The 25,019-nt window shown below is 65.4% G+C and carries 20 protein-coding genes; 13 read left to right on the top strand and 7 right to left on the bottom strand.

Annotated elements, in window-relative coordinates; all coding sequences use genetic code 11:
• Positions 1-110: 110 nt before the first annotated feature.
• A complete protein-coding gene (locus tag BLT40_RS07295) occupies positions 111-2,123 on the bottom strand; it encodes a TonB-dependent receptor (RefSeq protein WP_090352476.1) in 2,013 nt (670 codons plus the stop codon).
• A gap of 87 nt (positions 2,124-2,210) precedes the next feature.
• Here BLT40_RS07295 and BLT40_RS07290 point away from each other — a divergent pair, with 87 nt between their 5' ends.
• The 3 genes from BLT40_RS07290 (at position 2,211) to BLT40_RS20745 (ending at position 3,932) form a co-directional block, all read left to right on the top strand.
• Positions 2,211-2,666: a MerC domain-containing protein gene (locus BLT40_RS07290; protein WP_043697621.1), complete on the top strand. Its 456-nt coding sequence runs from the start codon at positions 2,211-2,213 to the stop codon at positions 2,664-2,666.
• A gap of 37 nt (positions 2,667-2,703) precedes the next feature.
• Positions 2,704-3,672: a cation diffusion facilitator family transporter gene (locus BLT40_RS07285; protein WP_079522085.1), complete on the top strand. Its 969-nt coding sequence runs from the start codon at positions 2,704-2,706 to the stop codon at positions 3,670-3,672.
• A gap of 95 nt (positions 3,673-3,767) precedes the next feature.
• On the top strand, positions 3,768-3,932 hold the full coding sequence (locus BLT40_RS20745) for a 30S ribosomal protein THX (protein ID WP_079522086.1): 165 nt from the start codon (positions 3,768-3,770) through the stop codon (positions 3,930-3,932).
• 66 nt (positions 3,933-3,998) lie between these two features.
• Here the strand turns inward: BLT40_RS20745 and BLT40_RS07275 are convergent, their stop codons facing one another.
• Both BLT40_RS07275 and BLT40_RS07270 read right to left on the bottom strand, forming a co-directional pair.
• Positions 3,999-4,652, bottom strand: coding sequence for a class I SAM-dependent methyltransferase (locus tag BLT40_RS07275; protein ID WP_079521511.1), 654 nt, complete (start codon positions 4,650-4,652; stop codon positions 3,999-4,001).
• Positions 4,653-4,735: 83 nt separating this feature from the next.
• A complete protein-coding gene (locus tag BLT40_RS07270; RefSeq protein WP_090352474.1) occupies positions 4,736-5,755 on the bottom strand; it encodes a hypothetical protein in 1,020 nt (339 codons plus the stop codon).
• A 201-nt stretch (positions 5,756-5,956) separates the two neighbouring features.
• Here BLT40_RS07270 and BLT40_RS07265 point away from each other — a divergent pair, with 201 nt between their 5' ends.
• From BLT40_RS07265 to BLT40_RS07255, 3 genes are all read left to right on the top strand, one after another.
• Positions 5,957-6,289 carry a hypothetical protein gene (locus BLT40_RS07265; protein WP_079521509.1) on the top strand — a complete coding sequence of 111 codons (333 nt, stop codon included), beginning with the start codon at positions 5,957-5,959 and terminating at the stop codon, positions 6,287-6,289.
• 127 nt (positions 6,290-6,416) lie between these two features.
• Positions 6,417-8,516 carry a type IV secretory system conjugative DNA transfer family protein gene (locus BLT40_RS07260; protein ID WP_090352473.1) on the top strand — a complete coding sequence of 700 codons (2,100 nt, stop codon included), beginning with the start codon at positions 6,417-6,419 and terminating at the stop codon, positions 8,514-8,516.
• Entirely contained in the window at positions 8,513-9,817 is a 1,305-nt protein-coding gene (locus tag BLT40_RS07255; RefSeq protein WP_090352472.1) for a hypothetical protein, read from the top strand. Before BLT40_RS07260 ends, BLT40_RS07255 begins: the two co-directional genes overlap by 4 nt.
• A 71-nt stretch (positions 9,818-9,888) precedes the next feature.
• Here BLT40_RS07255 and hutI read toward each other — a convergent pair whose 3' ends face one another.
• The 3 genes from hutI to BLT40_RS07240 all read right to left on the bottom strand — a co-directional run bounded on the left by hutI (position 9,889) and on the right by BLT40_RS07240 (position 14,110).
• On the bottom strand, positions 9,889-11,124 hold the full coding sequence (gene hutI / locus BLT40_RS07250) for an imidazolonepropionase (RefSeq protein ID WP_090352471.1): 1,236 nt from the start codon (positions 11,122-11,124) through the stop codon (positions 9,889-9,891).
• Positions 11,121-12,473, bottom strand: coding sequence for a chloride channel protein (locus BLT40_RS07245; protein ID WP_090352548.1), 1,353 nt, complete (start codon positions 12,471-12,473; stop codon positions 11,121-11,123). The genes hutI and BLT40_RS07245 overlap by 4 nt, the downstream gene beginning before the upstream one ends.
• Before the next feature lie 65 nt (positions 12,474-12,538).
• Positions 12,539-14,110 (bottom strand): bifunctional GNAT family N-acetyltransferase/carbon-nitrogen hydrolase family protein, encoded by a 1,572-nt coding sequence (locus BLT40_RS07240; protein WP_036114014.1) that lies wholly within the window; start codon positions 14,108-14,110, stop codon positions 12,539-12,541.
• A gap of 123 nt (positions 14,111-14,233) precedes the next feature.
• On the opposite strand from BLT40_RS07240, the gene BLT40_RS07235 reads away from it, so the two are divergent.
• Positions 14,234-15,592 carry a formimidoylglutamate deiminase gene (locus BLT40_RS07235; RefSeq protein WP_079521504.1) on the top strand — a complete coding sequence of 453 codons (1,359 nt, stop codon included), beginning with the start codon at positions 14,234-14,236 and terminating at the stop codon, positions 15,590-15,592.
• Here BLT40_RS07235 and BLT40_RS07230 read toward each other — a convergent pair.
• Positions 15,556-15,984: a hypothetical protein gene (locus BLT40_RS07230; protein WP_079521503.1), complete on the bottom strand. Its 429-nt coding sequence runs from the start codon at positions 15,982-15,984 to the stop codon at positions 15,556-15,558. The genes BLT40_RS07235 and BLT40_RS07230 overlap by 37 nt on opposite strands.
• Positions 15,985-16,316: 332 nt before the next feature.
• Here BLT40_RS07230 and asnB point away from each other — a divergent pair, with 332 nt between their 5' ends.
• The 6 genes from asnB (at position 16,317) to smc (ending at position 25,011) form a co-directional block, all read left to right on the top strand.
• Positions 16,317-17,987, top strand: a complete 1,671-nt coding sequence (gene asnB, locus BLT40_RS07225; protein ID WP_079521502.1) for an asparagine synthase B — start codon at positions 16,317-16,319, stop codon at positions 17,985-17,987.
• 183 nt (positions 17,988-18,170) lie between these two features.
• Positions 18,171-19,296 (top strand): peptide chain release factor 2 gene (gene prfB, locus BLT40_RS07220; RefSeq protein WP_143025850.1). Its coding sequence is split into 2 segments (ribosomal slippage): positions 18,171-18,245 and positions 18,247-19,296, totalling 1,125 coding nucleotides; the frame shifts between segments, so codons are not numbered across the junction.
• Positions 19,297-19,386: 90 nt separating this feature from the next.
• Positions 19,387-20,919 carry a lysine--tRNA ligase gene (gene lysS, locus BLT40_RS07215; RefSeq protein ID WP_036114006.1) on the top strand — a complete coding sequence of 511 codons (1,533 nt, stop codon included), beginning with the start codon at positions 19,387-19,389 and terminating at the stop codon, positions 20,917-20,919.
• Between the two features lie 24 nt (positions 20,920-20,943).
• On the top strand, positions 20,944-21,243 hold the full coding sequence (locus tag BLT40_RS07210) for a YciI family protein (RefSeq protein ID WP_036114004.1): 300 nt from the start codon (positions 20,944-20,946) through the stop codon (positions 21,241-21,243).
• Positions 21,240-21,503 carry a BolA family protein gene (locus BLT40_RS07205; protein WP_079521499.1) on the top strand — a complete coding sequence of 88 codons (264 nt, stop codon included), beginning with the start codon at positions 21,240-21,242 and terminating at the stop codon, positions 21,501-21,503. Before BLT40_RS07210 ends, BLT40_RS07205 begins: the two co-directional genes overlap by 4 nt.
• A 7-nt stretch (positions 21,504-21,510) precedes the next feature.
• The gene (gene smc / locus BLT40_RS07200) at positions 21,511-25,011 is read left to right on the top strand and encodes a chromosome segregation protein SMC (protein WP_090352470.1); all 3,501 of its coding nucleotides are present in this window, start codon (positions 21,511-21,513) and stop codon (positions 25,009-25,011) included.
• The last annotated feature ends 8 nt before the right edge of the window (positions 25,012-25,019 follow it).

Raw genomic sequence — 25,019 nt, 5'->3', positions numbered from 1 at the left:
CGGAATTTTTCTATGAGCCATGATTCACCTCGCAGGAGATTTTGCTCCTACTTGGTGGTCCTGAAAAACCCGGCCATTACAGGCGCGCTCCTACATGTTCTTTTTGTCGGTCAGAAGAACGCCCGCACCCCCACCGACACATTCCGCCCCGGCATCGGTGCCACATCCTTGAACAGCGACGTCGCCGGACGGGCGGTCTGGTTGGTCAGGTTGTTGCCGTCGACGAACGCTTCCCACTGGCTGCGTTCGTCGTTGACGAACGTCCATGCGAAGTGCGCATTGACCAGCGTGTAACCGGCGGTGTCGGTTTCGAACGCGGCGATCTTGTCCTGCTTCATGTAACGCACGGCGCCGAGGCTGGCGCGCAGGCTGTCGGCAGTCCAGCTCAGCGTGGAGCCCACGCGACCGGCGGGAATGCGCGGCACATTGCCGGCACCGTCGGACAGCGTGGCGCGCACCGTGTCGCCGAACACGCGCAGATCCCAGTTGCCCGACGTCCCCTTCGAAAGGTGGAACGTGGCTTCCGCTTCCGCGCCGCGGAAAGTCGCGTCGTTCTGCGACCAGATGCGGACCGGCAGGTCGTCCTCGACTTCGCCGGTGTCGGCGAGGTAGATGAAGTTCTTGTACTTGTTGTAGTAGACCGCGACCTTGCCCTCGACCACGTCACCGTGGAAGTGAAGGCCCAATTCGGCCTGGTTGGATTTTTCCTTGTTGAGGTCGCTGCCGATCTCGAAGGTGTTCGAGGCTTCATGCGGGCCATTGGCGAAGAGTTCCTCTTCCGACGGCGCGCGCTCGGCGTGGTCGAGGTTGAGCGACAGATGCCACTGGTCAGCAAAACGCCACGCGGCGCCTGCGGAAAAACTGTTCGGGTTGTAGTCGCGCCTGGCGCCGCTATCGGGCTGGACGGTCTGCTTGTCATGCCGCGCGCCAAGCTCGACCTTCACCGGCCCAAAGTCGCGCTGCTCGGTGAGGAATACACCGACGCCCTTGGTCGTCGTCGCGGGTACGAAGGTCTCTTCGCCCACGGCGGAGAACTGACGATGCTGGGTCTGCACGCCGAAGGCACCGTTCCAGCCCGCGAGTTCTTCGTGCGTGACGACGAGGCGGCCCTGGTTGCTGGTCGTCGCGAACGTCGTGCCCGGCGTATCGCCTTCGAACTCCACGTGCTGGTAAGCACCGTGACCGAGGTTGAACTCGATCTTCGCGATGCCGTCGATCGGCTGGATGAAGCCTCCCTTCAGGCTGTAATTGGTCTGCGCCATCTTGATGTGCACGGGATCTTCGCGCTCCGCCGGATCGCCTGGCTCGGCGGGGCTGCCGTAGAGATCCATGAAGCGCGAGACCGACAGGCCGAGGTAGCCCCACGATCCGAGCAGCGACGCGCCCACCGCGCCGGACGTGGTCTTCACCGCGCTGTTGGCGAGGGTGCCGCCCGGGATATCGTAATCCTCGTTGTCGCGATGCATGCCGTCGACGTGGATGGCGAACCTGTCGTTACCCGCGTCGAGGCGGAGCAGGCCGGTCTTACCGTCCGACACGGAATCGCTGCGCACTTCGGCGCGGCCGGCGAAACCGTTCTCCGGCGCTTTTTCCGGCACGCGGCCGTCGACGACGTTCACGACGCCACCGATCGCGCCGGAACCGTAAAGCAGGGTGGCGGGGCCCTTCAGCACTTCGATCTGATCGGCGAGGAACGGCTCGAGGGTCACCGCATGATCCTGACTGACATTGGATACGTCCTGCGACGACAGTCCATTTTCGAGGACGGCGACGCGGGGACCGTCGAGACCGCGAATGATCGGACGACCGACCGCCGTACCAAGTGCCGAGCTTTGTACGCCCGGAATCGCCGAGACGGTCTCGCCGAGCGACACGGCCTTGGCGTCATCGAGAGCCGAGCCGGCCAGTACGGCCACGGGAGCCACGATCTGGTCGGCGCTCTGGCCCAGGGGCACCGCGTTGACGACGATGGCGTCGAGCTTTTCGGCGTTCTTGCGCGATTTACCCTGGGGTTCTCTGGCGCTCGCGGGCGCCGAAGCATCCTGGGGAGCGTCTTCGGCCATGGCGGGGAGGGCGCTACCGAACGTGGTAGCCAGCGTCAGGGCGAGAAGGGTTCTGCGCATCGGGGTGAAACTCCGTGGTGTGTTTTGAGATGTTATAAAGTATCATTACTTGCCTGGACCCGTGCAAGAAGTCACGCTATGCATCCCATGACCGATCTCCCTCTCGAATCCGACGCTCAGCAAGTGCCCCGACGCTGGTGGCATGTGGCCGACCGCTTCGGCGCCACGGCCTCGTTCCTCTGCGCGATCCACTGCGCGGCGTTGCCCTTCGTGATCGCGCTGCTGCCTGTGCTCGGCCTGTCGTTCCTGGCCGATCATCGGTTCGAAACCGGCTTCGTCGCCTTCGCCTGCGTCCTTGCCTCGCTGGCCCTGATCTCCGGGTATCGGCGCCACCACCGACGTCTGCCGCTGGCCCTGGCGATACCCGGCCTGACCCTGCTCGTGCTCGGAGTGACCTTTCTGCACGGCGGGTCGCTCGTGGTGCACAGCGTGCTCGTGACCTGTGGCGGGCTGCTCGTCGCTTCCGCGCACTTCGTCAATCTCCGGGTCGACCACAGCGAGCATGCGGGCCATATCCACGGCCCCTCCTGCGCGCACCCGTGATTGTGTAACCGCGTCCCGAGCACCTAGCCTTTCGTTCATGGCACACGATCACGCACACGCCCACGGCCATTCCCATGGTCACGCGCATACCCACGACCACGACCACAGTCATGCCGCCGGCGGCAGCGAACGGAAGCTGCTGTTCGCCTTCGTTCTGACGACGCTGATGCTGGTGGTCGAAGCGGGTGGCGGCATCCTTTCCGGCTCGCTGGCGCTGCTGGCCGACGCCGGCCACATGCTGGTCGACGCGCTCGCCCTGCTGCTGGCGTTTCTCGGCGCGCGTTTCGCGGCGCGTCCGGCGGATGCTCAGCGCACGTATGGTTACGGCCGCATCGAGGTGCTGGCGGGCTTCGTCAACGCACTGACCCAGTTCGCGCTTGTCGCGTTCATTGTCTACGAGGCGGTGATGCGCCTGTTCAATCCGTCGCCGATCCTCTCCGGCGTGATGTTCGTGGTCGCCGCCGTGGGACTGGTGGCCAACGTGGTGGTGCTGCGCACGCTGCACGGCCACGACCCCGACGACGTCAACATCGCCGGCGCCAGCCTGCATGTGCTGGGCGACCTGCTGGGATCCATCGCCGCGGTGCTGGCCGCCCTGGCGGTGCGCTGGCTCGACTGGAACTGGGCCGATCCGGTCCTGTCGATCCTGGTTTCGCTGCTCATCCTGCGCAGCGCCTGGTCGCTGGTGCGACGTTCCGGCCACATCCTGCTCGAGGGCACGCCTGAAGGCGTCGATCTGGCGGACGTGAGAAGTCGGCTGGAGGGCCTCGATCCGGGCATCCTCAGCATCCACCACGTGCACATCTGGCAGGTCACCGCGGGCTCGCGGATGGCCACGCTGCACGCCGAACTCAAGCCCGGCGCCGATCCGGCCCGCATTCTCACGGTCATCAAGACGACCCTGAGCGAGCGCTGGCGGGTGGGGCACGCGACGGTCCAGGTGGACCCGGGTCATTGTCCGGACGACCTCGAGGGCTGCGGCCAGGACGGCCGGCACACTCACTGAACTGCCCGCCTGAACGGCTGGCGCTTGCCATTTACGCGGCCGCTGATACGATGACCGGCCGTTCCTCTCTACTTTTTCGAATCAAGGAGTTTCCCATGGGCAAGGGCGATCGTCGCACCCGTCGCGGCAAGATCTACCGTTCCAGCTATGGCAAAGCCCGTCCGCACGTCGACGTCGTCACCGGCGCCGCTGTTGCCAAGCCGGCCGCCGCCAAGCCTGCCGCTGCCAAGAAGGCAGCCGCGCCGCGCAAGAAGGCGTAAAGCCGTTCTTGCGTGAGACGAAAAGCCCCGCTTCGGCGGGGTTTCTCGTTTCCGGGGCTTTGACCCCTATAACTCGACGAGGTCCGTAAAGTCGACGTTGCCGCCCGCCGATGCGGCGATCACGTTTTGCTGGACCACGCCCGGAAACAGGTTCTGGGCGACGCCGGCGTGGTTTTCCCTGTTGAACAGATAGGGCAGGTGCGACCACACGCGATACCCGAGCGCCTTCATCGCTTCCACTTCGCCGGCTGCCTGTTCGCTGCCGGAAAGCCGGGCGTAAATCAGTGGCCGATACGTCTTCAGTGTTTCGACACCGCCCGCGATCAGGTCGATCAAGGCATTCGTTTCGTTGATCTTGAGCAACTGCAGCGACGCCAGCCGGAGGCTGTCGAGCGTCACGCCGCGAACGCTCTCGTCCGGACGACCGTCGCCACGGAGCACGTGCGGGCCACGTGAGCCTCCCAGCCACACCGCATGGGCAAACACGTTATCCAGACCGTTGAGCGCGATGGTCGCGCACGATTGCTGGAACCGGATGCGTCGTGGCTCGACCATATGCACCTGACCCCCGGGGCCCACGGCCCGCGACATCCAGAGCGCGTGCGCGGCGTACTCCGCACCGAACTCGAGCACGACGTGCCGCTCATCGACGAGGGCGCTGAGCAGGTCCGATGTCTGTTCGGTCCATTCGCCGTAGGTTTTCAGCGATCGGGCGATCATATTGTCCGTGGGCACAGCCGCTGCGATGCCGTAGCGGATGGACCAGAAAGGCGTGGAGGGATCGTGTGGAGACGTCGTAACGGTCATGAAGAAGGCTCGCCGGGCAATGACGGGGTGGATTCACGGATGCTTTCGTAGAACGCGGTGATCTCCTGCCGGCACGCGGCAGCCTGATCGGTGAGGGACGGCTCCTGTTCCGCGAGGAAGGCATGCAGCAGCGCCAGGGAGCACACGTCCCGCGCATCGTTGCCCGATAACAGGCGCGCACGTGCGAGCGCCGTCCGCGCGATGAGTAACGAGATGGATGGATCGGGCTGCCCGGACCCGGACGCGGTCATGGCGTGGCACAACCGTTCGACCTCCGCCAGGCGCGCCTTGAGCGCGTCGCCGCGTACCCAGGACGCCCAGGCGAGGTGCACATCGATCAGGGCATGGATGCCAGCTCGATCACGAGGTTCGTTCTCGCCTGAGTACCGCGCGACGAGCTCACGTACGGCGAAGAGGCGCCTCGCGCCGGTCAGGCATTCGACGTCGCCGAGTGCGCTGCGTATGGCGAACGAGATGGCGATGTCAGGCGACGGCAGCGGCAACAGGTCGACCGATTCCGGCACCATGTACAGCAACGGCGTTTCGAAAGGGGATGTGCGGTAGACCCACGTCGGATGCGATGGGATGCCCTGTGCGTCGGTCCTGCGCACGATGGGGCTGTCGCTGAAATGCGCGGCGATGGACAGCGGTTGTGACAGTGGACGGAGGCGTCGCTTGCGTCGCCATCGTCGGATCGCGATCGCGGCGACGCCGGAACCGAACGTGGCAAGGCATGACACGATCCACGAAGCGGGAGCGTCGGTTCGCCCGCTTGTCTCTGCTGAGGGACGCGAGGCCGGTGCGCCCGGTGCCGGTGTGCGGGTGGCGTCGACAGGTCGCCTCGCGTTTTCCTGCGTCTCCATCGCATCGAGCATGCGCGAGACGTCGCGCATCTGGCGTGCGCGCCGCGCGCGCAGCTCATCGCGGTCGTCGGTTTCCGTGCAGGCCACGAGCATGCAGGCGAGCAGGGAAAGCACGCCCGGCGAAAGGCGGGGAAGTGTGGGAAAGAGCAGCATCGCGAATTCGACATCCGTGGTCGCCGACGCCCGGATGGGCGAGGGGACTGCGATCTTAGGTGGCGATGCCGGTCGAAATCGATGGAATTATTCTGAGTTTTCGGTCGGATTTGCGTCGCGCTGGTCGTGCCTTGACAAGAATAGTCGACGAAGCGATGGTGCACGCGCGACTCGGGACGAGTCGGCAAGGATGAAGTGACGATGCGTTGGAAAACCGTGGGATGGGTCGCCCTGTCGGCCTTATTGGTTGTCGTGTGGTTGGTTGCTCTTCGCTTGTCGGGCGCGGTGTTGCTTGCCTGGCTCGGTCTGAGCGAGCGCGTTGCACTCAGCGGCGATACGTACGGACAGTACTGGACTGCGCGCATGCTTCCTGACGTCGCGCCTTACGTCTGGCGGATATGGCTGTCCGGTGCCGCGGGTTTTTTGCCGCCGCTCGTGGCATGGGGGGACGGCCCTTTGGCTTTACGTCCGGTGGCTGGCGGCGCGTCGTGTGGCATTTCCCACGCGTTTCGCGACGCGCTCCGAGCTGCGTGACGCGGGTATGCTCGATGCCGATCACGGTGTAGCTGTCGGTATGCGAGGCGGTCGGGCACTTCGCTGGGCAGGGCCAGGGCATCTCGCGTTGTGCGTTCCGGACGAAGCCCGGGCGGAAGCTCAGTTAGTGTCATCTCTGCTGGATACGCCCGGCAGCGTTGTCGTCCTGGATTGCGAGAGCCGCTTGTGGCGCGCGACCTCAGGCTATCGAGCGACACTGGGGACCGTTCGGCTCATCCGTCCATTCGCGTCCGACGGCATCTCGACTCACTGGAACCCATTGGGCCGCTTTTCCCCGGAAGCTGATCGGCGCCGCGAGGAGCTGTCGGCGATCGCCAGCATGCTCTACGACGAGCGCAGCTATGGCGCAAGGCCGATGCGTGAAGCGAAGGATGCCTTCACCGCTTTCGCCGGATACGTTTACGATGACGCGGCGGCCCGACGAGCCCTTGGCGGATCGGAGAGCGATCCAACGGCTACGTTCAGGATGATCCATCAGGTCGTGTCCCGGGCACGTGCCGACGGCAAGTCGGCGATAAAGAAAATGCTCGGCAAGGGTTTCGTCGCCGGCGACACCCGTGCTGGGCTTGATTCGTTGCTTCGCCTGCCGAACCGCGTGCTCAGGGAGCGCCTTGCGTCGGTCGAGGGTCCACTGCCGGCCTTTAGTACGGCATTCGCGGGCAGTGTCATGTCCGGCCCGGATACCTGCGCAGCGATACAGCATGGGGCTGCCGTCTCGATTTACCTGTCGGTTGGCGACGATCTGTCCCCGGACCAGCGCCGGGTGGCAACGATTCTGCTCTGGGACCTGATCCGACTGGGGCTCGGGCGCCGCTCCGGCGCCGCGGAGTTCACCTGTCTGATCAATGGCATCGAGCGGGTTGGACTGGTCGAGAATCTGTCTCGTGTCCTTCATGAAACGGGTCAGGACGGACCACGGTTTGTACTTCGTACCGCTCAGCCCGCCCGTTGGCGCGAGGTCTATGGGTCCCGTGCCGAGGTCGAGGCGATGAGCGCGATGGCTTGCCGGGTCGTCCAGGCACCGTCACGCCGCGCGGATGAGAACGACTTCATGGATATGTTGGGCTTCGCTAACGAGGCCGGCCGACAGCGTCCACTTCACTTCGACCCATCGCGGGCCACTCAATTACGTCGCGATCTTGCCCGGCTAGTGCCGGGCCAGCAGATGGTGGTGGCCGAGAGCCTCGCTGGCCCTGTTATCTGCACCACGCGGTCGCCGCTGCGCGACCGGCATCTCGTCCCACGCCTCCTTCCTCCTGTTACGGTCGATCCCCTGGATCTCGGAGACCCCTGCATGCCCCCACGAACCCTTCGCGCGATTGGCGCCACAGCCGCCCTGGCTCTTGCAGCCACAGCGTGCTCGCAGGACAAGCCGGCATCGTCCGAGCAGGCTGTCGCCGAGCAGGCGAAGAAGGACGGTCTGACGGTCGACCAGGAGCGCTTCCTCCATGAGGCGGTTGGGAAGCGTGATCCCAATTACAAATGGGAGGGGTACAGCGAGAAGCTGGTGCCGGCGAAGCTGGGACCAAACACGTTCTTGTTTCCGATGAATCTTTATGAGCATCAGACGGGACCGGATTTCCAAGGGTCGGTAGGGCTCACGCTGCGGTGGCCTACGCTCGAGGCATTTCCGGCAGGTGCTGTCCGAGACCGTGCATATGCAGGCGCCTATCTTGACGAGGCAATAAGCGTTCGTCCGAGATATGTGGATAAGGTGCCGATCGAGGACGTCGTAAGAACCTCTATTTCGCCGCACCCATGGAACCAACCGGACGACCCGATTTATCACCTCTCGCTTCGGACTAAGGGAGGGGCTGTCGATGGTCTTGTGCCGTATTACATCGATATGACGAAACTGAAGGCATACCTCTCGAGAAGAGGCGCGCCTGTTGATGATGAAAACCTCACAGGACTAGGCAAAGATTGGTTTGTTTCATACTCCGCGGGTGGTAAGCCGCTTACATTCATATCTTGCAGCCCGCGAGAAATTCGTGGCGCAAATTTAGTCAACGAACGGTTAGAGGATACCGCGGCGGGTATCGATCGCGGTACGTGTAATCAGGAGTTCGTGATTGAAGAGTTCCAGATCGCGGTGGATGTCACCTATCTTCGCGCTTACATGAAGGACTGGAAACGTATCGAGACGAGGATCAGGTCGCTATTCGACCAAGCCCTGCAAAATGCGGCAAACGGAGCCGGACGATGAATGGCCTTAACGACAAGGATATGGAGATTCTTCAGGCCTATGCTGAGGCGGGGAATCGTGAGCGCTACTGGAACTATCTCGCCAATCATGCGGGCGCAGACGGTTACGGCCTTCTCGCGCTGGGTGTTGTACGGAACGACAACATGCCAGGCGCTGTCGCAAACAGCTACGCGCAGTCGTATGCGAAAGACCACGACCATGTGGTTCTCGACGAACGCGGCTGGGAGGCTTTTGGCAGGGATCTTGTCCGTAACGATTTCCAGCGACGCGCTCTTCACATGGCCCAGAACGAGCCGCAGTTGGCATTGAATCTTCCGGCAGCGGACATTCAAGATGCCCATGCTCAGTCATTCGGGAAGGCGTCGATCGGGGCTGATGCCTGGACACCGAATATACTTCTCAACGCGGCGCGCGCTGGCGGTGGTGAGCCAGCTGTAGAGAAGGTCTGGCACACCATGCTCGATAGCCGTTTCATCGGTGTACCTCGCCTCGGCGATACCACTTATGGTGTCCTTGGAAAATACGGGGATAACGTCGCCGATAAAGGTGAATACATGGGTGCTCTCATCCGAGCGGAGCGCACGGCGGCATTTTCCTCCTCGTATGTCGATCCTGATCACATCAATCGTGACATCAACCACTACGAATACGACGCTCGTTCAAGAGGCTGGACGTCCTATGTCAATACCGATGTTGCGGAGTTCGGCTTTCGCAGCCCTTCTGAGCGCGTCACCGATCCGGCCTTGATTCGAGACCTCAATGATGCGCGTGAGGTTCGACTTGAGCGTCAGCACATGGCGGCAAAGGTACACCCGGATGACCCGTATCGCGAAATTGCACAGAGCCCGCATACGGTTGCCGACACGACCGCTCCAAAGTCGCCGTCGGTTGACTCGACCGTCCTTGCGCGCTCTGTGGATCCGGCGCTTTACGATGACCTCCGAGCGAGGCTGCCGGAGGGTACCTCGCCGGATCGACTTGCCCAGGTGACGCTTGCCGCGCGGCAGGCCGACATACGGGGCGGCGACATTCAGGGTATTTCGTTGCAGAACGATTCGACGTTGCTTATGCACGGACGTCACCCGGGTGACCGTGCTGTCGTCGATATCTCTACGCCGCCGCCCACCGTCGAGCAGACGGTCGCGCATGCCAATGCTTATGCAGGGCAGCAAACGCAGCAGTGGGCCCAGTTTCATTCCGAGCAGCAAGAGATCGAAGCGCAGGCCCAACAGCAGGCACAGACTCAGACTCAGACACAGTCGCAGTCCGGTCCGGCTATGTCTGGACCTCGAATGGGCTGAAGCTCGCCCACGTCCGTCATCACGTCATTACGCTCGAACTCCCGGCTAACAGAGACCTGTGCATGAATCGTTCAGCCAGCGGCGTGCTCCCCACCGATCCAGCTCGCACGCAGCAGGTCACCGCCAATCCAGTAACAAAGCTCCGGCAAATGCCGCACGTTCCACGCCGCCAGATCGGCACGCTTGCCAACCTCCAGCGTGCCACGGTCGACCAGCCCGAGCGCGAGCGCGCCGTTAACCGTGGCCCCGCGAAGCGCTTCTTCCGGGGTCAGGCGGAACAGCGTGCAGGCCATGCTCATCGCCAGGCGTAGCGAAAGCAGGGGCGAGGTGCCCGGGTTCAGATCGGTGGCCACCGCCATGGCCACGCCATGCTCGCGAAAGCGGTCGATGGGCGGCGGACGCGTATCACGCAATGCGTAGTACGCGCCGGGCAGGAGTACGGCGACCGTACCGGCTGCCGCCATCGCCCGGACGCCTTCCTCGCTGGTCCATTCGAGATGGTCGGCGGACAGGCCTCCATACTGCGCGACGAGTGCCGCGCCGCCGAGGTCGGAGAGTTGTTCGGCGTGCAGCTTGACCGGCAGGCCGAGCGCGGTCGCTTTCGCAAACAGCCGGTCCGTCTCCGCATGGGTAAAGCCGATGCCTTCGCAGAAGGCGTCCACCGCGTCGACCAGACCTTCGTCCGCGAGCGATGGCAGCATGGTGTCGCAGACCAGCGTGACGTACTCGTCGCGCCGTCCGGCATATTCAGGAGGCAGGGCATGCATGCCGAGAAACGTGGTGCGTACATCGACGCCCAGGGTTTCCCCGATGCGTCGTGCGACGCGCAGCATGCGCCGCTCGGCATCCGGCTCCAGGCCGTAGCCGGATTTGATCTCCAGCGTGGTGACGCCATCCGCGAGCAGGGCCCGCGCACGGGGCAGCGACTGGCGCAGCAGTTCGTCCTCGCTGGCTGCCCGCGTGGCGCGCACGCTGGATACGATGCCGCCACCGGCGCGGGCGATCTCCTCGTACGTGGCGCCTTCCAGCCGTTGCTCGAATTCCTGCGCTCGCTCGCCGCCGAAGACCAGATGCGTGTGGCAATCGACAAGACCGGGCGTGACCCAGCAACCCGGCAGCGACTCGACACGATGGGCGAGCGCGTGCGGATCGCCGGGCAGCTCGGCGCGAGGTCCGACAAAGGCAATGACGCCGTCCCGCCAGCCGATGGCGCCTTGCTCGATCGCACCGTAAGCCTCGCCGTTGTCGGTCAGCGTGGCCAGCCCGACATCGAGGAGGAGGTGGTCCCAGCGGGTATCGGCGGTCATGGCGAGGGGCTCGGCTCGGGAGTGGGAGGCGTTTCGCGACGCGCGCGTTCGGCCTCGTACTGCACGATCAGTACGTCGGCCAGAGCCTTGTACACCGGAACGCGGCAGACCAGAGCCGACGCGCCGCGCGCGAGCAGGCAGGCGGCCATGATCGGCAGGGCCATCATGTGGTTGGCCGTCAGTTCCAGCGAGATCACCGTGGCGGTGAGTGGTGCCTGGGTGACGCCGGACAGATATGCCGCCATGCCCAGAAGCACCACGGCGGAGGTGTCCGCGCCGGGCAGCAGCTGAGCGATGTTGCCACCGAAGCCCGCGCCCACCGCCAGTGCGGGCGAGAAGATGCCACCGGGAATACCTGCCCACGCCGACGCGATGTTGCCCAGAAACTTGAGCACGCCGAACAGCGGGCCGGTGTCGCTATGTCCCTGCAGGATGTCCTGTGCCTGCGCATAACCGGTGCCATACAGACCGTTGGCGCTGAGCAGGCTGAGCAGCACCAGGGCCAGACCGCAGGCCGCGGCGAAGACGATCGGCTGACGCGCGCGCAGACGGCCCATCGCACCGCGCAGTCCCAGCGTGGACGGAATGATCAGCCGGGCGAACAGGCCTCCGGCCAGACCGCCGACGAGCCCGGTGAGCAGCACGGCGATCCACGCGCGGCCGAGGGGCAGGGTGGCCGTGATGTCGCCGAAGTAGGCGTAGTTGCCGACGATGCCCAGGGAGACCACGCCGGCGACGAAGACGGCGGTGAGCAGCGTGCCGCTCATGCGGTGCTCGAAAGTGCCGGACATTTCCTCGATGGCGAACACGATGCCCGCCAGCGGGGTATTGAACGCCGCCGCCAGACCGGCCGCCGAACCGGCAAGAATGAAACGGCCCGCCGCGGCAGGGTCGTCGAAGCCGAAGCGCCGGCCCATCGAATACAGCAGCCCCGCACCGACGTGCACGGTCGGGCCTTCGCGACCGACCGAGGCGCCGCCGAGCAGCGCGGCAAGGGTCAGAGCCATCTTGCCGAGCGCAACCTTCAGCGCCAGCAGGCGGGAACGAAAACCCTCGTCCTCGACCTTCAGTGCCGCGATGGCCTGCGGAATACCCGAGCCCCGCGTCGCTTTCAGCGCCCCCTGTGTCAGCCAGCAGAGCAGCGCGAACATCGGCGGGGTGATGAACAACGGTACCCACCAGCCATGCGATGCCACGCTGTGAAACAGCTCGAAGGCGTAATCCGCGGCCTTGGCGAAGAAGACGGCGGACAGGCCGACGACGATGGCGCCCGTCCAGAACAGGATGCGTCGACGCCACTGCCTGGGCGACAACCATTCGTGCCGGCGCAACTCACGCAGGCGGGCCATGCGCGATGGATGCCCCGGTGCGGGTTCGGCGCCCGGCGTCGGGTCGATGTCGGGAGGAAGTTCGTTCATTTGCCCTCCAGATGTCGTGCCCAGCGTACCTGGTAGAGGTCGAAACGACGGTCCTTAAGGTTCTGCACGGCACCGGCATTGCGTGCGCGCGCAATGCTTTCCAGCCGCAGATCGGCGAACAGCACCGTCTCGATATTCGGGGTGGAATCCGCGGCGATACCGTCGCGCGCGAACGGGAAATCGCTCGGCGTCAGAATGCAGCTCTGGCCGTACTGGATGTCGAAGTTGTTCACGCCGGGCAGGTTGCCCACGTTGCCCGAAAGCACCACGTAGCACTGGTTCTCGATGGCGCGTGCCTGCGAGCAGTAACGCACACGCAGGTAGCCCTCGCGCACGTCGGTGCAGAACGGGACGAACAGGATCAGCGCACCCTGGTCGGTGAGGTGACGGGCCACCTCGGGGAACTCGGAGTCGTAGCAGATCATCACGCCGATCGGACCGCAGTCGGTCTGGATCGTCGCAGCGCTGTCGCCGCCGGTGATGTTCCAGACGTTCTTCTCGCTGGGCGTCGGATGCAGCTTCTCGCGCTCGTGGATCGAGCCGTCGCGCAGACAGACATAGCAGACATTGTGGATGTCGCCATTGGGCTGCCGGGTCGGGTGCGAACCACCGATGATATTGATGTTGTAGTGCACGGCCAGGCGATGGAAGAGAGCCTTGACCTCGTCGGTGTACTCGGAGAGGCGGCGGATCGAATCCACTGGCGACAGCTCGGCGTTTTCGATCGACAACAGCTGCAGCGTGATCAGCTCGGGGAAGACGACGAAGTCGGCGTCGTAATCGGCGGCGATGTCGACGAAGTATTCCACCTGGGTGGCGAACTCGGCGAACGATGCGATGCGCCGCTGCTGGTACTGCACGGATGCCACGCGCACCGAGTCGGGCAGTCGATGCGACTGCGACACCTTCGGCGTGTCAGGGTGGTTGAGCAACTGCGGGTTGCGCCAGACCAGATGCGCCGCATAGCCGAGCGATTCGTGGTCGGACGGCACGTACTCGCGCAGCAGCCCGATGACCTCGAAGCCGTTACGCAACTGAAAGCTCAGCGTCGCGTCGCGGCGGCTGCCGTCGACGATGGCCTGGACGTAAGCCTCGGCGCTGCCATAGCGGCCGATGGCTTTGGAGAGACCCGGCAGGCGACCGCCGAATACGATGCCACGCAGCTTGAGCTCGGTGCACAGACGTTTGCGGGCCATGTACAGCCGCTGGCCGATGCGCATGCCGCGGTAGTCGGGGTGCACCACGACTTCCATGCCGTAGAGCCAGTCCCCTTTGGGATCGTGGCGCGAGGCGAAACCGCCGCCGGTGATCTGCATCCACGTATGCGGCGCCAGGGCCAGCGCCTCGTTGATCCGGAAGGTGGCGCAGAAACCCACGATCTTTCCCTCGTACTCGACCACGAACTGGCCTTCGGGGAAGTGGGTCTGCTGGCCTTGCAGCATCTCGGCGGAATGACCCCACTCGGCCGTGTAGACACGGGCGGTGAGGGCGACGAGTTCGGGCACGTCGGCGAGGCGTGCAAGCCGAAGCGTGAGCTTCGGCGCCTGAGCGGAGTTGATCTCGGTCATCCCCCCATTATGCGCCCGCGCGATGAAATCACCGACAGACCCGCGATCGCCTGCCGTCCCCATGCAGGAGCGGGCCCCGCCCGCGATACCATGTCGCGACTACCCCCCCAAGGACATCTCCCCATGTCACACCAGAAGCTCGCCGCCGACTATCTCTGGCACGACCGCGGATGGCGCTCGGGGGAGGGTGGTATCGCGGTGGCCGCCGGTCGCTTCGCCGATGCCTCACCGGGCCCGGACGAGCGCATCGGCCGCTTCGTGCTGCCGGGCATGCCCAACCTCCACTCGCACGCGTTCCAGCGCGCCATGGCCGGCATGGCCGAGCGTCGCGGTCCGGGCGAGGACAGTTTCTGGACCTGGCGAGAGACGATGTATGCCTTCGCGGAGGCGATCGACCCCGACGACATGAAGGCCATCGCGACCCAGCTCTACATCGAGATGGTCAAGGCCGGCTACACCCAGGTCTGCGAGTTCCATTACCTGCACCACGGTCCCCGGGGCGTGCCCTACGCCGATCCGGCCGCGATGTCGCTGGCGCTGATCGAGGCGGCCAGGGAAGCCGGGATCGGCCTCACGCTGCTCCCCGTCCTGTACATGACGGGCGGGTTCGACGGTCGGGCACTGAACGAGCGCCAGCAGCGGTTCCGCAACGACGTGGGCCAGTATGTCGCGTTGCTGGAGCGCCTGGCGCCTCTGCAGAACGACATGCTGCGTCTGGGTGTGGCCCTGCATTCGCTGCGCGCCGTTCCCGAGGAGGCGATGCGTGCGCTGCTCGCCACGGGCGTCTGCCGTGACCTGCCGATCCACATTCATATCGCCGAGCAGATCGGCGAAGTGCAGGATTGCCTCGCCGCGCGTGGCGCGCGTCCGGTGGAATGGTTGCTCGACCACGCGGACGTCGACGCGCGCTGGACGCTGGTCCATGCCACCCACCTGACGCCGCACGAAACCGACCGGCTCGCGAAGACCGGTGCCGTCGCCGGGCTATGTCCGACGACGGAAGCGAACCTGGGGGACGGCCTGTTCCCGCTGGCGGCCTATATCGATGCGGGCGGCACGCTCGGCATCGGCTCCGATTCGCACATTTCGGTGTCGCCGGTGGAGGAGTTGCGCTGGCTCGAATACGGCCAGCGCCTGCTGACCCGGCATCGCAATGTGGCGGCGCGTCGGCCGGAAGAAAGCGTGGGTACGGTCCTGTGGCAGCGCGCTCTGGACGGCGGCGCGCAGTCGGCCGGCGTCAACGTGGCACGTCTTGCGCCCGGCTCACGCGCGGACCTGCTCGTCCTCGACGATCGCTCGCCGTTGCTGGCGGCGCGCGGCGAAGCGGACGTGATCGACAGCTTCCTGTTCGCCGGCAACACGCCGCTGGTGCGTGACGTGATGGTGGGCGGCACGTGGCGTGTGCGCGACTTCGCGCACGCCGCCGAAACGCGTGCCGCCGAGGCTTATCGCGGTGTGGTCGAAAGGTTGGTCGCCGCCTGAGCCGCCGGGCCCGACGGGCATTTCGACTTGCCGTAGAGGCCTTCCGCGGCGGGCTCGTTCCGGGCCAGCGCATCGGGCGACGCGTAGATCGATACGGCAAGGTCGCAGTGGTTGTCGCGCAGCGTGAAGCGCACGGTGTCGATGCGGGTCGGCGGCTCATCGTCGAGCCTGCAGGCAGTGTTCTTTGCAAGACGAATCGTGAGCGTGTTGTCCTTCGCGTCGACGACATCGAAGTGCGCGTTCTGGCAGCCGTGCCAGGTGAGCGAGTCCTTGCCGACGGTGAGGATGCGCAGACCGGTGAAGGCGTTGCTGTAGGGATCCCAGTCGCCGGCGATCCATGCCGGCGCGGTCTGGGCCGTGGAGAGAAGAGCGAGCGCGAGGAGGGGAGTCATGGGGTACCTCGGTTCCGGAAGTCGTGTAGGAGCGAGCCCCGCTCGCGACGCTTTCTTGCGAGTGCCGCCCCCGCAACGTGACATCGCGCACAGGGTGCGCTCCTACAGAGTAGCAATCACGGGGGAGGGTGTTGCATTGCAGCGATCTTCATGCTCTATTCGACTCATGACCCGCCTCGCCGCCAATAACGCCAATACCAATAATGCCCGGAACCTCGGGAGGGTCGGCGTGTAGGCGGTTGCGAGACAAACCACCAGACACCAAAGGCCCGCCCTCACCAGGCGGGCCTTTTTCTTTGCGCGTTTCCCCATCGATAGTCAGGAGCAAGACCATGTGTTCGATCTTCGGGATGTTCGGCCTCGCGGCCGGTGATGACCTGGTCGCGCTGCGCCGTGAGGCGATGTCCCTTTCGCAGCGGCAGCGCCATCGCGGGCCGGACTGGAGCGGTGTCTACGTCGACGACGGCGCGATCCTCGTCCACGAACGCCTCGCCATCGTCGACCCCGCCAGTGGCGCCCAGCCGCTGCGTTCCCCAGAAGGCGACCTGGCCCTGGCCGTCAACGGCGAGATCTACAACCATCGTGAGATTCGCGCCGCCAGCAGCTATCCGTTCACCACGGGCTCCGACTGCGAGGTGATCAACGCGCTGTACCGCGAGCACGGGGCGGACTTCCTCGGTCAGCTCAACGGTATCTTCGCTTTCGCGCTCTGGGACGCGGGCCGCCAGCGTTACATCATCGCCCGCGATCCGGTCGGCGTCTGCCCGCTGTACTGGGGCCACGATCGCGAAGGCCGCCTCTGCGTCGCGTCGGAAATGAAGTCGCTGGTCGGTGTCTGCGCGGACGTGGCGCCCTTCCCGCCGGGCCATGTCTACGACAGCCAGACCGGTGAGGCCGTGCGTTACTGGACGCCTGAGTGGCGCGACTACGATGCGACCGTCGGCAAGACCATCGACCCGAAAGATCTCCGTACCGCGTTCGAAGCCGCCGTGCATCGCCAGATGATGACGGATGTGCCGTATGGCGTGCTCCTGTCGGGCGGTCTGGATTCGTCGCTGGTCGCCGCGGTCGCCGCGGGTTACGCGCGCCGCCGTATCGAAGAAGACGACCGTGGCGAAGCCTGGTGGCCGCGCCTTCATTCATTCGCCATCGGGCTCGAAGGGTCGCCCGACCTGAAAGCCGCCGAGATCGCGGCCGAGGCGCTGGGTACCGTCCATCACGGCTTCCGCTACACCTTCGAGGAAGGCCTCGACGCGCTGCCCGAAGTCATCCGCCACATCGAGACCTACGACGTCACCACCATCCGCGCATCCACGCCGATGTTCCTGCTGGCGCGACGGATCAAGGCGATGGGCGTGAAGATGGTGCTCTCGGGCGAGGGTTCCGACGAGGTCTTCGGTGGTTACCTGTACTTCCACAAGGCTCCGTCGGCCCGCGCCTTCCACGAGGAAACCGTGCGCAAGCTGGACGCGCTGCATTATTACGACTGCCTGCGTGCGAACAAGTCGATGTCGGCCTGGGGTGTCGAAGCCCGCGTGCCCTTCCTCGATACGGAATTTCTCGAAACGGCCATGTCGATCGACGCCGAGGCCAAGATGGTCGCCCGCAAGGGTATCGAGAAGGGCCTGCTGCGCGAGGCCTTCGAAGGCGCCTTGCCGGATTCGATTCTCTGGCGCCAGAAGGAGCAGTTCAGCGACGGCGTGGGTTATGGCTGGATCGACGGCCTGAAGGCGCATGCCGAGACGATGGTTTCCGATCGTGAGTTCGCGGCCGCCGCGGCCCGCTTCCCGGTGAACACCCCGGCGACCAAGGAGGCATTCTTCTACCGTACCGTCTTCGAGACCCATTTCCCGGGAGAGGCCTGTGCGGCCACGGTGCCCGGCGGCAAGTCCATCGCCTGCTCGTCCCCGGCCGCGCTGGCGTGGGACCCGGCCTTCGCGGCCGCCGCCGACCCGTCGGGCCGGGCCGTGCGAGGGGTTCACCAGGAGGCCTTGCCGGCCTGAGGGCAGCCGCTCGTCCGTAGGAGCCCGCCCTGCGGGCGATGGGGTCTTGCCGCAGTCCCATCGCCCGCAGGGCGGGCTCCTACAGGAGCGGCCTCCGCCCGCCATGCGGCCCACCCCAGGATTTGTTAAGATCGGCCGCTTTAGTCGGCGCCTTCCGCGCCGCGTCATCAGGCCAGACACACCATGATCGAGACCAATCCGATCCTTGCGCAGATTGCGGACCTCAAGGGCCGCGTCGAGTCGCTTAGGGGGTATCTTTGACTACGCCGTCAAGAAAGAACGCCTAGAAGAAGTCAATCGCGAGCTGGAAAGTCCCACCGTATGGGATGACCCCAAGCGCGCACAGGAGCTCGGCCGCGAACGCGCCCAGCTCGACGGCATCGTCACCGGCATCGACGAGATGTCCGGCACGCTCGACGACTCCGGTGAGCTGCTCGAGATGGCCGCCGCGGATGGCGACGGCGCCACCGTTCAGTCCATCGTCGACGACCTGAAAAAGGTCGACGCCCGCGTCGGCAAGCTCGAATTCCAGCGCATGTTCTCCGGCGAGCTCGACTCGGCGGCGGCCTTCGTCGACGTCCAGGCAGGTGCCGGCGGTACCGAGGCCCAGGACTGGGCGGAAATCCTCCTGCGCATGTATCTGCGCTGGGCGGAGTCGCGCGGCTGGAAGACGGAAATGATGGAAGTCAGCGCGGGCGAAGTTGCGGGCATCAAGTCCGCCACGTTCCGCGTCGAAGGCGACTACGCCTACGGCTGGCTCAAGACCGAGATCGGCGTGCACCGCCTGGTCCGCAAGAGCCCGTTCGACTCCGACAACCGCCGGCACACCAGCTTTACCTCGGTGTTCGTTTCGCCGGAAGTCGACGACAACATCGAGATCGACATCAATCCGGCCGACCTGCGTACGGACGTCTACCGTTCGTCCGGCGCCGGCGGCCAGCACGTCAACAAGACCGAGTCGGCGGTGCGTATCACCCACGTGCCCACCAACACGGTCGTGGCCTGCCAGACCGAGCGCAGCCAGCATGCCAACCGCGACCGCGCGATGAAGATGCTGAAAGCGAAGCTGTACGAGCTGGAAGTCCAGAAGCGCAATGCCGAGAAGGACGCCCTCGAGGCAACCAAGTCGGACATCGGCTGGGGCAGCCAGATCCGCAACTACGTGCTCGACCAGTCCCGCATCAAGGACCTGCGCACGGGCCTCGAACGCTCCGATACGCAGAAAGTGCTCGACGGCGATCTCGACGAATTCGTCGAGGCCAGCCTGAAGTCCGGCCTCGAAGCCGGTTCCAAGCGCGTCGACGCGTGACAGCGGTAGGAGCGCACCCTGCGCGCGATTGGAGAGCATCGCGCACAGGGCGCGCTCCTACTTTCATCCATCAAACATGTTGCCCTTTCCATGACTGACGATACCCGCGATGCCACGCCCGCCACCGCCGCCGACGAGAACCGCCTCATCGCCGAGCGTCGCGAGAAACTGAAAGCGCTGCGCGCGCAGGGCATCGCCTATCCCAACGACTTCAAGGTCGACAGTTTCGCGGGCGACCTGCAGGACGAGTTTGCGGACAAGGACACCTGGACGGCCGAGGCCATCGAGGGTGCGCCGCGTCGCGTGACCGTGGCCGGCCGCATCATCCTGATGCGCGGGCAGGGCAAGGTCAGCTTCGTGCAGATGCAGGACGGCACCGGCCGCATCCAGCTGTTCGTTCACCAGGGCACGCTGGGCGAAGCGTCCTACGACGCCTTCAGGCGCTGGGACCTCGGCGATATCGTGGGTGCCGAAGGCCTGTTGATGCGCACGAAGACCGGCGAGCTGTCGATCAAGGTCGACGCCATCCGTCTGCTGACCAAGTCCCTGCGCGGCCTGCCGGACAAGCACCACGGCCTGGCCGACGTCGAGCAGCGCTACCGCCAGCGCTACGTCGACCTGATCGTCACCGAGGAGTCGCGCCGCACCTTCGCGCTCCGTTCGAAGATCATCAGCCACGTCCGTCGCTGGCTCGAGGCCGAGCCGCGCCGCTTCATGGAAGTGGAAACGCCGATGATGCACGTGATCCCGGGCGGCGCCACCGCGCGTCCGTTCACCACGCATCACAATGCGCTCGATATCCCGCTGTTCCTGCGCGTGGCGCCGGAGTTGTATCTCAAGCGCCTGGTCGTGGGCGGCTTCGATCGCGTCTACGAAATCAATCGCAACTTCCGTAACGAGGGCGTGTCCACGCGACACAATCCCGAGTTCACCATGCTCGAGCTGTACCAGGCGTACGCTACCTACCACGAGATCATGGACATCACCGAGGGCATGATTCGCTCCTCGGCCGAGGCGGTCATCGGCCAGACGTCCATCGAGTGGGACGGCGCGACCGTCGACCTGGCTCCGGCGTTCCGTCGCTGGCGCATGGAAGACGCCGTGCTCGAACTCAATCCCGAGATCAAGCCGGCAGACCTGCGCAACCGTGACGTCATGGCCGCGCACGCCGCGCGGCTGAAGATCCAGGTCAAGCCGTCGTACGGCTGGGGCAAGCTGCTGCTGGAGATCTTCGAGGCGACGGTGGAGCACACGCTGATCCAGCCGACCTTCATCACCGATCACCCGGTGGAAGTCTCGCCGCTGGCGCGCGAGAGCGATACCGACAAGGGCATCACCGACCGCTTCGAGCTGTTCATCAACGGCAAGGAAATCGCCAACGGCTTCTCGGAGCTCAACGATTCCGAAGACCAGGCCGCGCGTTTCCAGGCCCAGGTGGACGCCAAGGATGCCGGCGACGACGAAGCCATGCATTACGACGCCGATTACATCCGTGCGCTCGAAGTGGGCCTTCCGCCGACCGGTGGCCTGGGCGTCGGCATGGACCGCCTCGTCATGCTGCTGACCGGTTCGTCGTCCATCCGCGACGTGCTGCTGTTCCCGACCATGCGCCCCGAGGCCTGACCGGCCTCGCTACCGGAGACATCGATGTTCTACGCCATCGTCGCACTGGATCACCCGAATTCGCTGGAAAAGCGCCTTGCCGCGCGCCCGGCTCACCTGGCGCGCCTCAACGCCCTGAAAGACGAGGGCCGCCTGAAGCTGGCCGGCCCGTTCCCGGCCATCGATTCGAACGACCCGGGTGAGGCCGGATTCACCGGCAGCATGATCGTGGCCGAGTTCAGCGACCTGGCGGCCGCCGAAGCCTGGGCTGGCGCGGATCCTTATGTCGAAGCCGGCGTGTACCGCGACGTGACGGTCCGGCCGTTCCGCGCCGTGCTGCCGTGACGGCCGAGAAAGTCGAGCGCATCCGGGTCCTGCTGACCGAGGCCCTGGCCCCGGTCGAGCTGGACGTGATCGACGAGGGCCACAAGCACGCCGGGCATTCGGGCGAGGGCAGGGGGCATTTCTTCGCCCGTATCGTCAGTCCGGCCTTTGCCGGCAAGAACCCGATCCAGCGGCATCGCATGGTCTATGCTGCGCTGGCCGAGATGATGCCGGACGGCATCCACGCGCTGGCGATCGAGGCCAAGGCCCCCGGGGAATAAAGAAAACATGCGTCTGACCACGATCAAGCTGGCGGGATTCAAGTCGTTCGTCGACCCCACCACGCTGCACCTGCCCACCAATATGACCGGCGTCGTCGGTCCGAACGGCTGCGGCAAGTCGAACATCATCGACGCCATCCGTTGGGTCATGGGTGAATCCGCGGCCAGCCGTCTTCGCGGCGACTCCCTCACTGACGTCATCTTCTCCGGCTCCAGCGCGCGCAAGCCGGTGGGCCAGGCCACGGTCGAACTGATCTTCGACAACAGCGACGGCACCATCCAGGGCGAGTACGCCAGCTTCGCCGAGATCTCGGTCAAGCGCATCGTCAGTCGTGACGGCCAGTCCTCGTATCACCTCAACGGCGCGCGTTGCCGTCGCCGTGACATCACCGACCTGTTCCTTGGGACCGGCCTGGGCCCGCGTTCCTACTCGATCATCGAGCAGGGCATGATCAGCCAGATCATCGAGGCGGCGCCGGAAGAACTGCGCACCCATCTCGAAGAAGCCGCCGGCATCTCCAAGTACAAGGAGCGCCGCAAGGAAACCGAGAGCCGCATCAAGGCCACCCGCGAGAACCTCGACCGCGTGCGTGACGTGCGCGACGAGGTCGACAAACAGCTGGACCACCTGAATCGCCAGGCCCGCGCCGCCGAGCGCTGGAAGGCCTTCAAGGAAGAGCACACCCGCCGCGAAGCCGAGCTCCGCGCGCTGGAGTACCGCACGCTGCATCGCCGCCACGAAGGCGAAGGCTCCGGTCTGCGCGAGGCGGAACTCGAGATCGAGAAACACCTCGCCGGCCAGCGCCAGGTCGAGGCACAGATGGAAAGCGTGCGCGAGCGCCACCAGGGCGCCAGCGAGCACCTCAATCAGGTTCAGGCCGAGGTTTACAAGGTCGGCTCCGAGATCGCCCGTGTCGAGCAGCAGGTGCGGCATAGCCGCGACCTCAGCGAGCGACTGACGCGCGCGCGTGGCGAAGCCGAGCGCGAATTCGAAGAACTGCAGGGCCACATCGGCGCCGACCGCGAGCAGGTGGAGACCCTGCGCATGGCACTGGCCGAGGGCGAGCCCAGGCTCGAAGCCCTGCAGCAGATCCAGGACGAGACGGGCGACGTGGTTCGTGCCACCGAGTCGAAGCTGGCCGACTGGCAGCAGCGCTGGGATACCCATACGCGGGGTGCGTCGGAGTCCAGCCGCGCGGCCGAGGTCGAGCGGACAAAGCTGGCCTATCTCGACCGACAGACGGTCGACCTGTCGCGTCGCAAAGAGGCGTTGGATGCCGAACAGAAGGCGACCGACATCGCCGCGCTCGACGCCGCCTCCGAACAACTCGATGTCGAACACGATACCCAGCGCGAGAAGGTGGAGCAGCTGGGCGGCGTGCTCGACCAGCACAAGGTCGCGTACGAGCGCGTGCTCGACGAAGAGCGCCAGGTGCAGACCGCACTGAACGACGGGCGTCAGCAGTTGCAGACCGCGCGCGGCCGCCAGGCCTCGCTCGAAGCCCTGCAGAGTGCCGCGCTGGGCCAGGAAGAAACCGCGGCCAGTGGCTGGCTGTCGCGCCTCGGTCTCGACCGCTCGCGTCGCCTGGGCGAATCGCTGCAGGTCGACGCCGGCTTCGAGTCGCCGGTGGAAACCGTGCTCGCCGGCGTCCTCGACGGGGTGCTGGTCGATTCGATCGACGCCTTGCTGCCCGAATTCGAAGCGCTCGGGCAGGCCGATGTCGCGCTGTTCGCGAGGGAGCAGGGCGGCCCCGGCGCCCCCGGTACCCTCGCCGAGCACGTGCGTGGGCCGGTGGCCGCCGTCGCGCTGCTGAGCAATGTCTTTGTCGCGGAGTCGGTGGAAGCCGCCGCCGCACGTCTCGCTTCACTGCAGCCGCACCAGTCCGTCATCACGCGCGATGGCGCATGGATGGGTCCGGGCTGGGCCCGTGTGCTGCGGGCGCAGGGCAATCAGGTCGGCGTGCTCGCCCGCGAACGCGAGATCCGCCAGCTCGCCGGGCAGATCGAAACCCTCGAAGCCACCATCGAAGAACGTACCGAACAGCTGGAAGCCCTGCGCACCAGCAAGTTCGAGACCGAACGTCAGCGTGACGACGCCCAGCGCGATCTCTACGCCGCGCATCGCCGTCTGTCCGAGCTCGCCGGTCAGTTGCAGAGCCATCGCGGCAAGATGGAAACGGCGCGCGCCCGAGCCGAGAAGGTCGGCGGCGAAATCTCCGTCATCGTCGATCAGCTCGACGAACTGCAGGGCCAGACCCGTGATGCCCGCGCGCGCCTCGATGAGGCCGTCGGCCACATGGGCGATCGCGAGGACGAGCGCCGTGGTCTCGAAAACGAGCGTCGCGAGTTGCTCGAAGCGCGCGAAGAAGCCCGTATCAATGCGCGCGAAGCGGCTGACCAGTCGCACCAGCTTGCACTGAGCATGGAGTCCAAGCGCTCGGCGCTGGGGTCGCTCGAACAGGCTCTTGCGCGTCTGGATACCCAGCTGCGCCAGGTGACCGCTCGCCGCGATGAGATCGATCAACAGCTGGCTGCCGGTTCCGATCCCATTGCGGAACTCGAAGCCGAGCGGCAGACCTACCTCGACCAGCGTCTGCTGGTCGACAAGCAGCTGGTCGACGCACGTCGTGCGCTCGAAGACTGCGACGCCGAGTTCCGCCGGCTCGAGCAGGAGCGCCAGCGCGTCGAGCACGTGCTCAATCAGGTGCGTGAGAACGTGTCCGAAAAGCGTCTCGCCGCGCAGGCCTTGCAGTTGCGTGCCGAACAGCTGGCCCAGGCCATCGTGGCGTCGGGTCTCGAACTCGAAGCATTGCTCACCGAACTGCCCGAGGACGCCGAACCGGAGCGCTGGCAGCAGCAGCTGGTCGATCTTTCCGGCAAGATCGCCCGTCTGGAGCCGGTCAACCTGGCGGCGATCCAGGAGCACGCCGAGCAGTCGCAGCGCAAGGAATACCTCGATGCGCAGCTGCTCGACCTGACGAGCGCGATGGAAACGCTGGAGGGCGCGATCAAGAAAATCGATCGCGAGACCCGCCAGCGCTTCAAGGAGACCTTCGACCGCGTCAATGCGGGTGTGCAGGAGTTGTTCCCACGGCTGTTCGGCGGCGGCCACGCCTACCTCGAGCTCACCGGCGAAGACCTCCTCGACACTGGTGTGTCGATCATGGCCCGGCCACCCGGCAAGCGCGTCTCCAACATCACGCTGCTGTCCGGCGGTGAGAAGGCGCTCACGGCAGTCTCACTCGTCTTCGCGATATTTGGCCTCAACCCGGCGCCGTTCTGCCTGCTCGACGAGGTGGACGCACCGCTGGACGAAGCCAACGTGGGCCGTTTCTCGGCCATGGTCCGCGAGATGAGTGAGAAGGTGCAGTTCATCTTCGTCAGCCATAACAAGGCCACGATGGAGGCCGCCCATCAGCTCTGCGGCGTTACCATGCGCGAGCCGGGCGTGTCGCGCCTCGTCCAGGTCGATCTGGCCGAAGCGTCCAAGCTCGTCGGCGCCGCCTAAGTACCGTT

The organism is Dyella sp. 333MFSha, from assembly GCF_900102405.1.
Taxonomy (GTDB): Bacteria; Pseudomonadota; Gammaproteobacteria; order Xanthomonadales; family Rhodanobacteraceae; genus Luteibacter; species Luteibacter mycovicinus.
The sequence above is the reverse complement of the archived record's forward strand: the minus strand, read 5'-3'. Positions and strand labels throughout refer to the sequence as shown.

Excerpts from the sequence above, each read along its gene's own strand:
- BLT40_RS07295 (WP_090352476.1), bottom strand. The coding sequence starts at position 2,123 with ATGCGCAGAACCCTTCTCGCCCTGACGCTGGCTACCACGTTCGGTAGC.
- BLT40_RS07290 (WP_043697621.1), top strand. The coding sequence starts at position 2,211 with ATGACCGATCTCCCTCTCGAATCCGACGCTCAGCAAGTGCCCCGACGC.
- BLT40_RS07285 (WP_079522085.1), top strand. The coding sequence starts at position 2,704 with ATGGCACACGATCACGCACACGCCCACGGCCATTCCCATGGTCACGCG.
- BLT40_RS20745 (WP_079522086.1), top strand. The coding sequence starts at position 3,768 with ATGGGCAAGGGCGATCGTCGCACCCGTCGCGGCAAGATCTACCGTTCC.
- BLT40_RS07275 (WP_079521511.1), bottom strand. The coding sequence starts at position 4,652 with ATGATCGCCCGATCGCTGAAAACCTACGGCGAATGGACCGAACAGACA.
- BLT40_RS07270 (WP_090352474.1), bottom strand. The coding sequence starts at position 5,755 with ATGCTGCTCTTTCCCACACTTCCCCGCCTTTCGCCGGGCGTGCTTTCC.
- BLT40_RS07265 (WP_079521509.1), top strand. The coding sequence starts at position 5,957 with ATGCGTTGGAAAACCGTGGGATGGGTCGCCCTGTCGGCCTTATTGGTT.
- BLT40_RS07255 (WP_090352472.1), top strand. The coding sequence starts at position 8,513 with ATGAATGGCCTTAACGACAAGGATATGGAGATTCTTCAGGCCTATGCT.
- hutI (WP_090352471.1), bottom strand. The coding sequence starts at position 11,124 with ATGACCGCCGATACCCGCTGGGACCACCTCCTCCTCGATGTCGGGCTG.
- BLT40_RS07245 (WP_090352548.1), bottom strand. The coding sequence starts at position 12,473 with ATGGCCCGCCTGCGTGAGTTGCGCCGGCACGAATGGTTGTCGCCCAGG.
- BLT40_RS07240 (WP_036114014.1), bottom strand. The coding sequence starts at position 14,110 with ATGACCGAGATCAACTCCGCTCAGGCGCCGAAGCTCACGCTTCGGCTT.
- BLT40_RS07235 (WP_079521504.1), top strand. The coding sequence starts at position 14,234 with ATGTCACACCAGAAGCTCGCCGCCGACTATCTCTGGCACGACCGCGGA.
- BLT40_RS07230 (WP_079521503.1), bottom strand. The coding sequence starts at position 15,984 with ATGACTCCCCTCCTCGCGCTCGCTCTTCTCTCCACGGCCCAGACCGCG.
- asnB (WP_079521502.1), top strand. The coding sequence starts at position 16,317 with ATGTGTTCGATCTTCGGGATGTTCGGCCTCGCGGCCGGTGATGACCTG.
- lysS (WP_036114006.1), top strand. The coding sequence starts at position 19,387 with ATGACTGACGATACCCGCGATGCCACGCCCGCCACCGCCGCCGACGAG.
- BLT40_RS07210 (WP_036114004.1), top strand. The coding sequence starts at position 20,944 with ATGTTCTACGCCATCGTCGCACTGGATCACCCGAATTCGCTGGAAAAG.
- smc (WP_090352470.1), top strand. The coding sequence starts at position 21,511 with ATGCGTCTGACCACGATCAAGCTGGCGGGATTCAAGTCGTTCGTCGAC.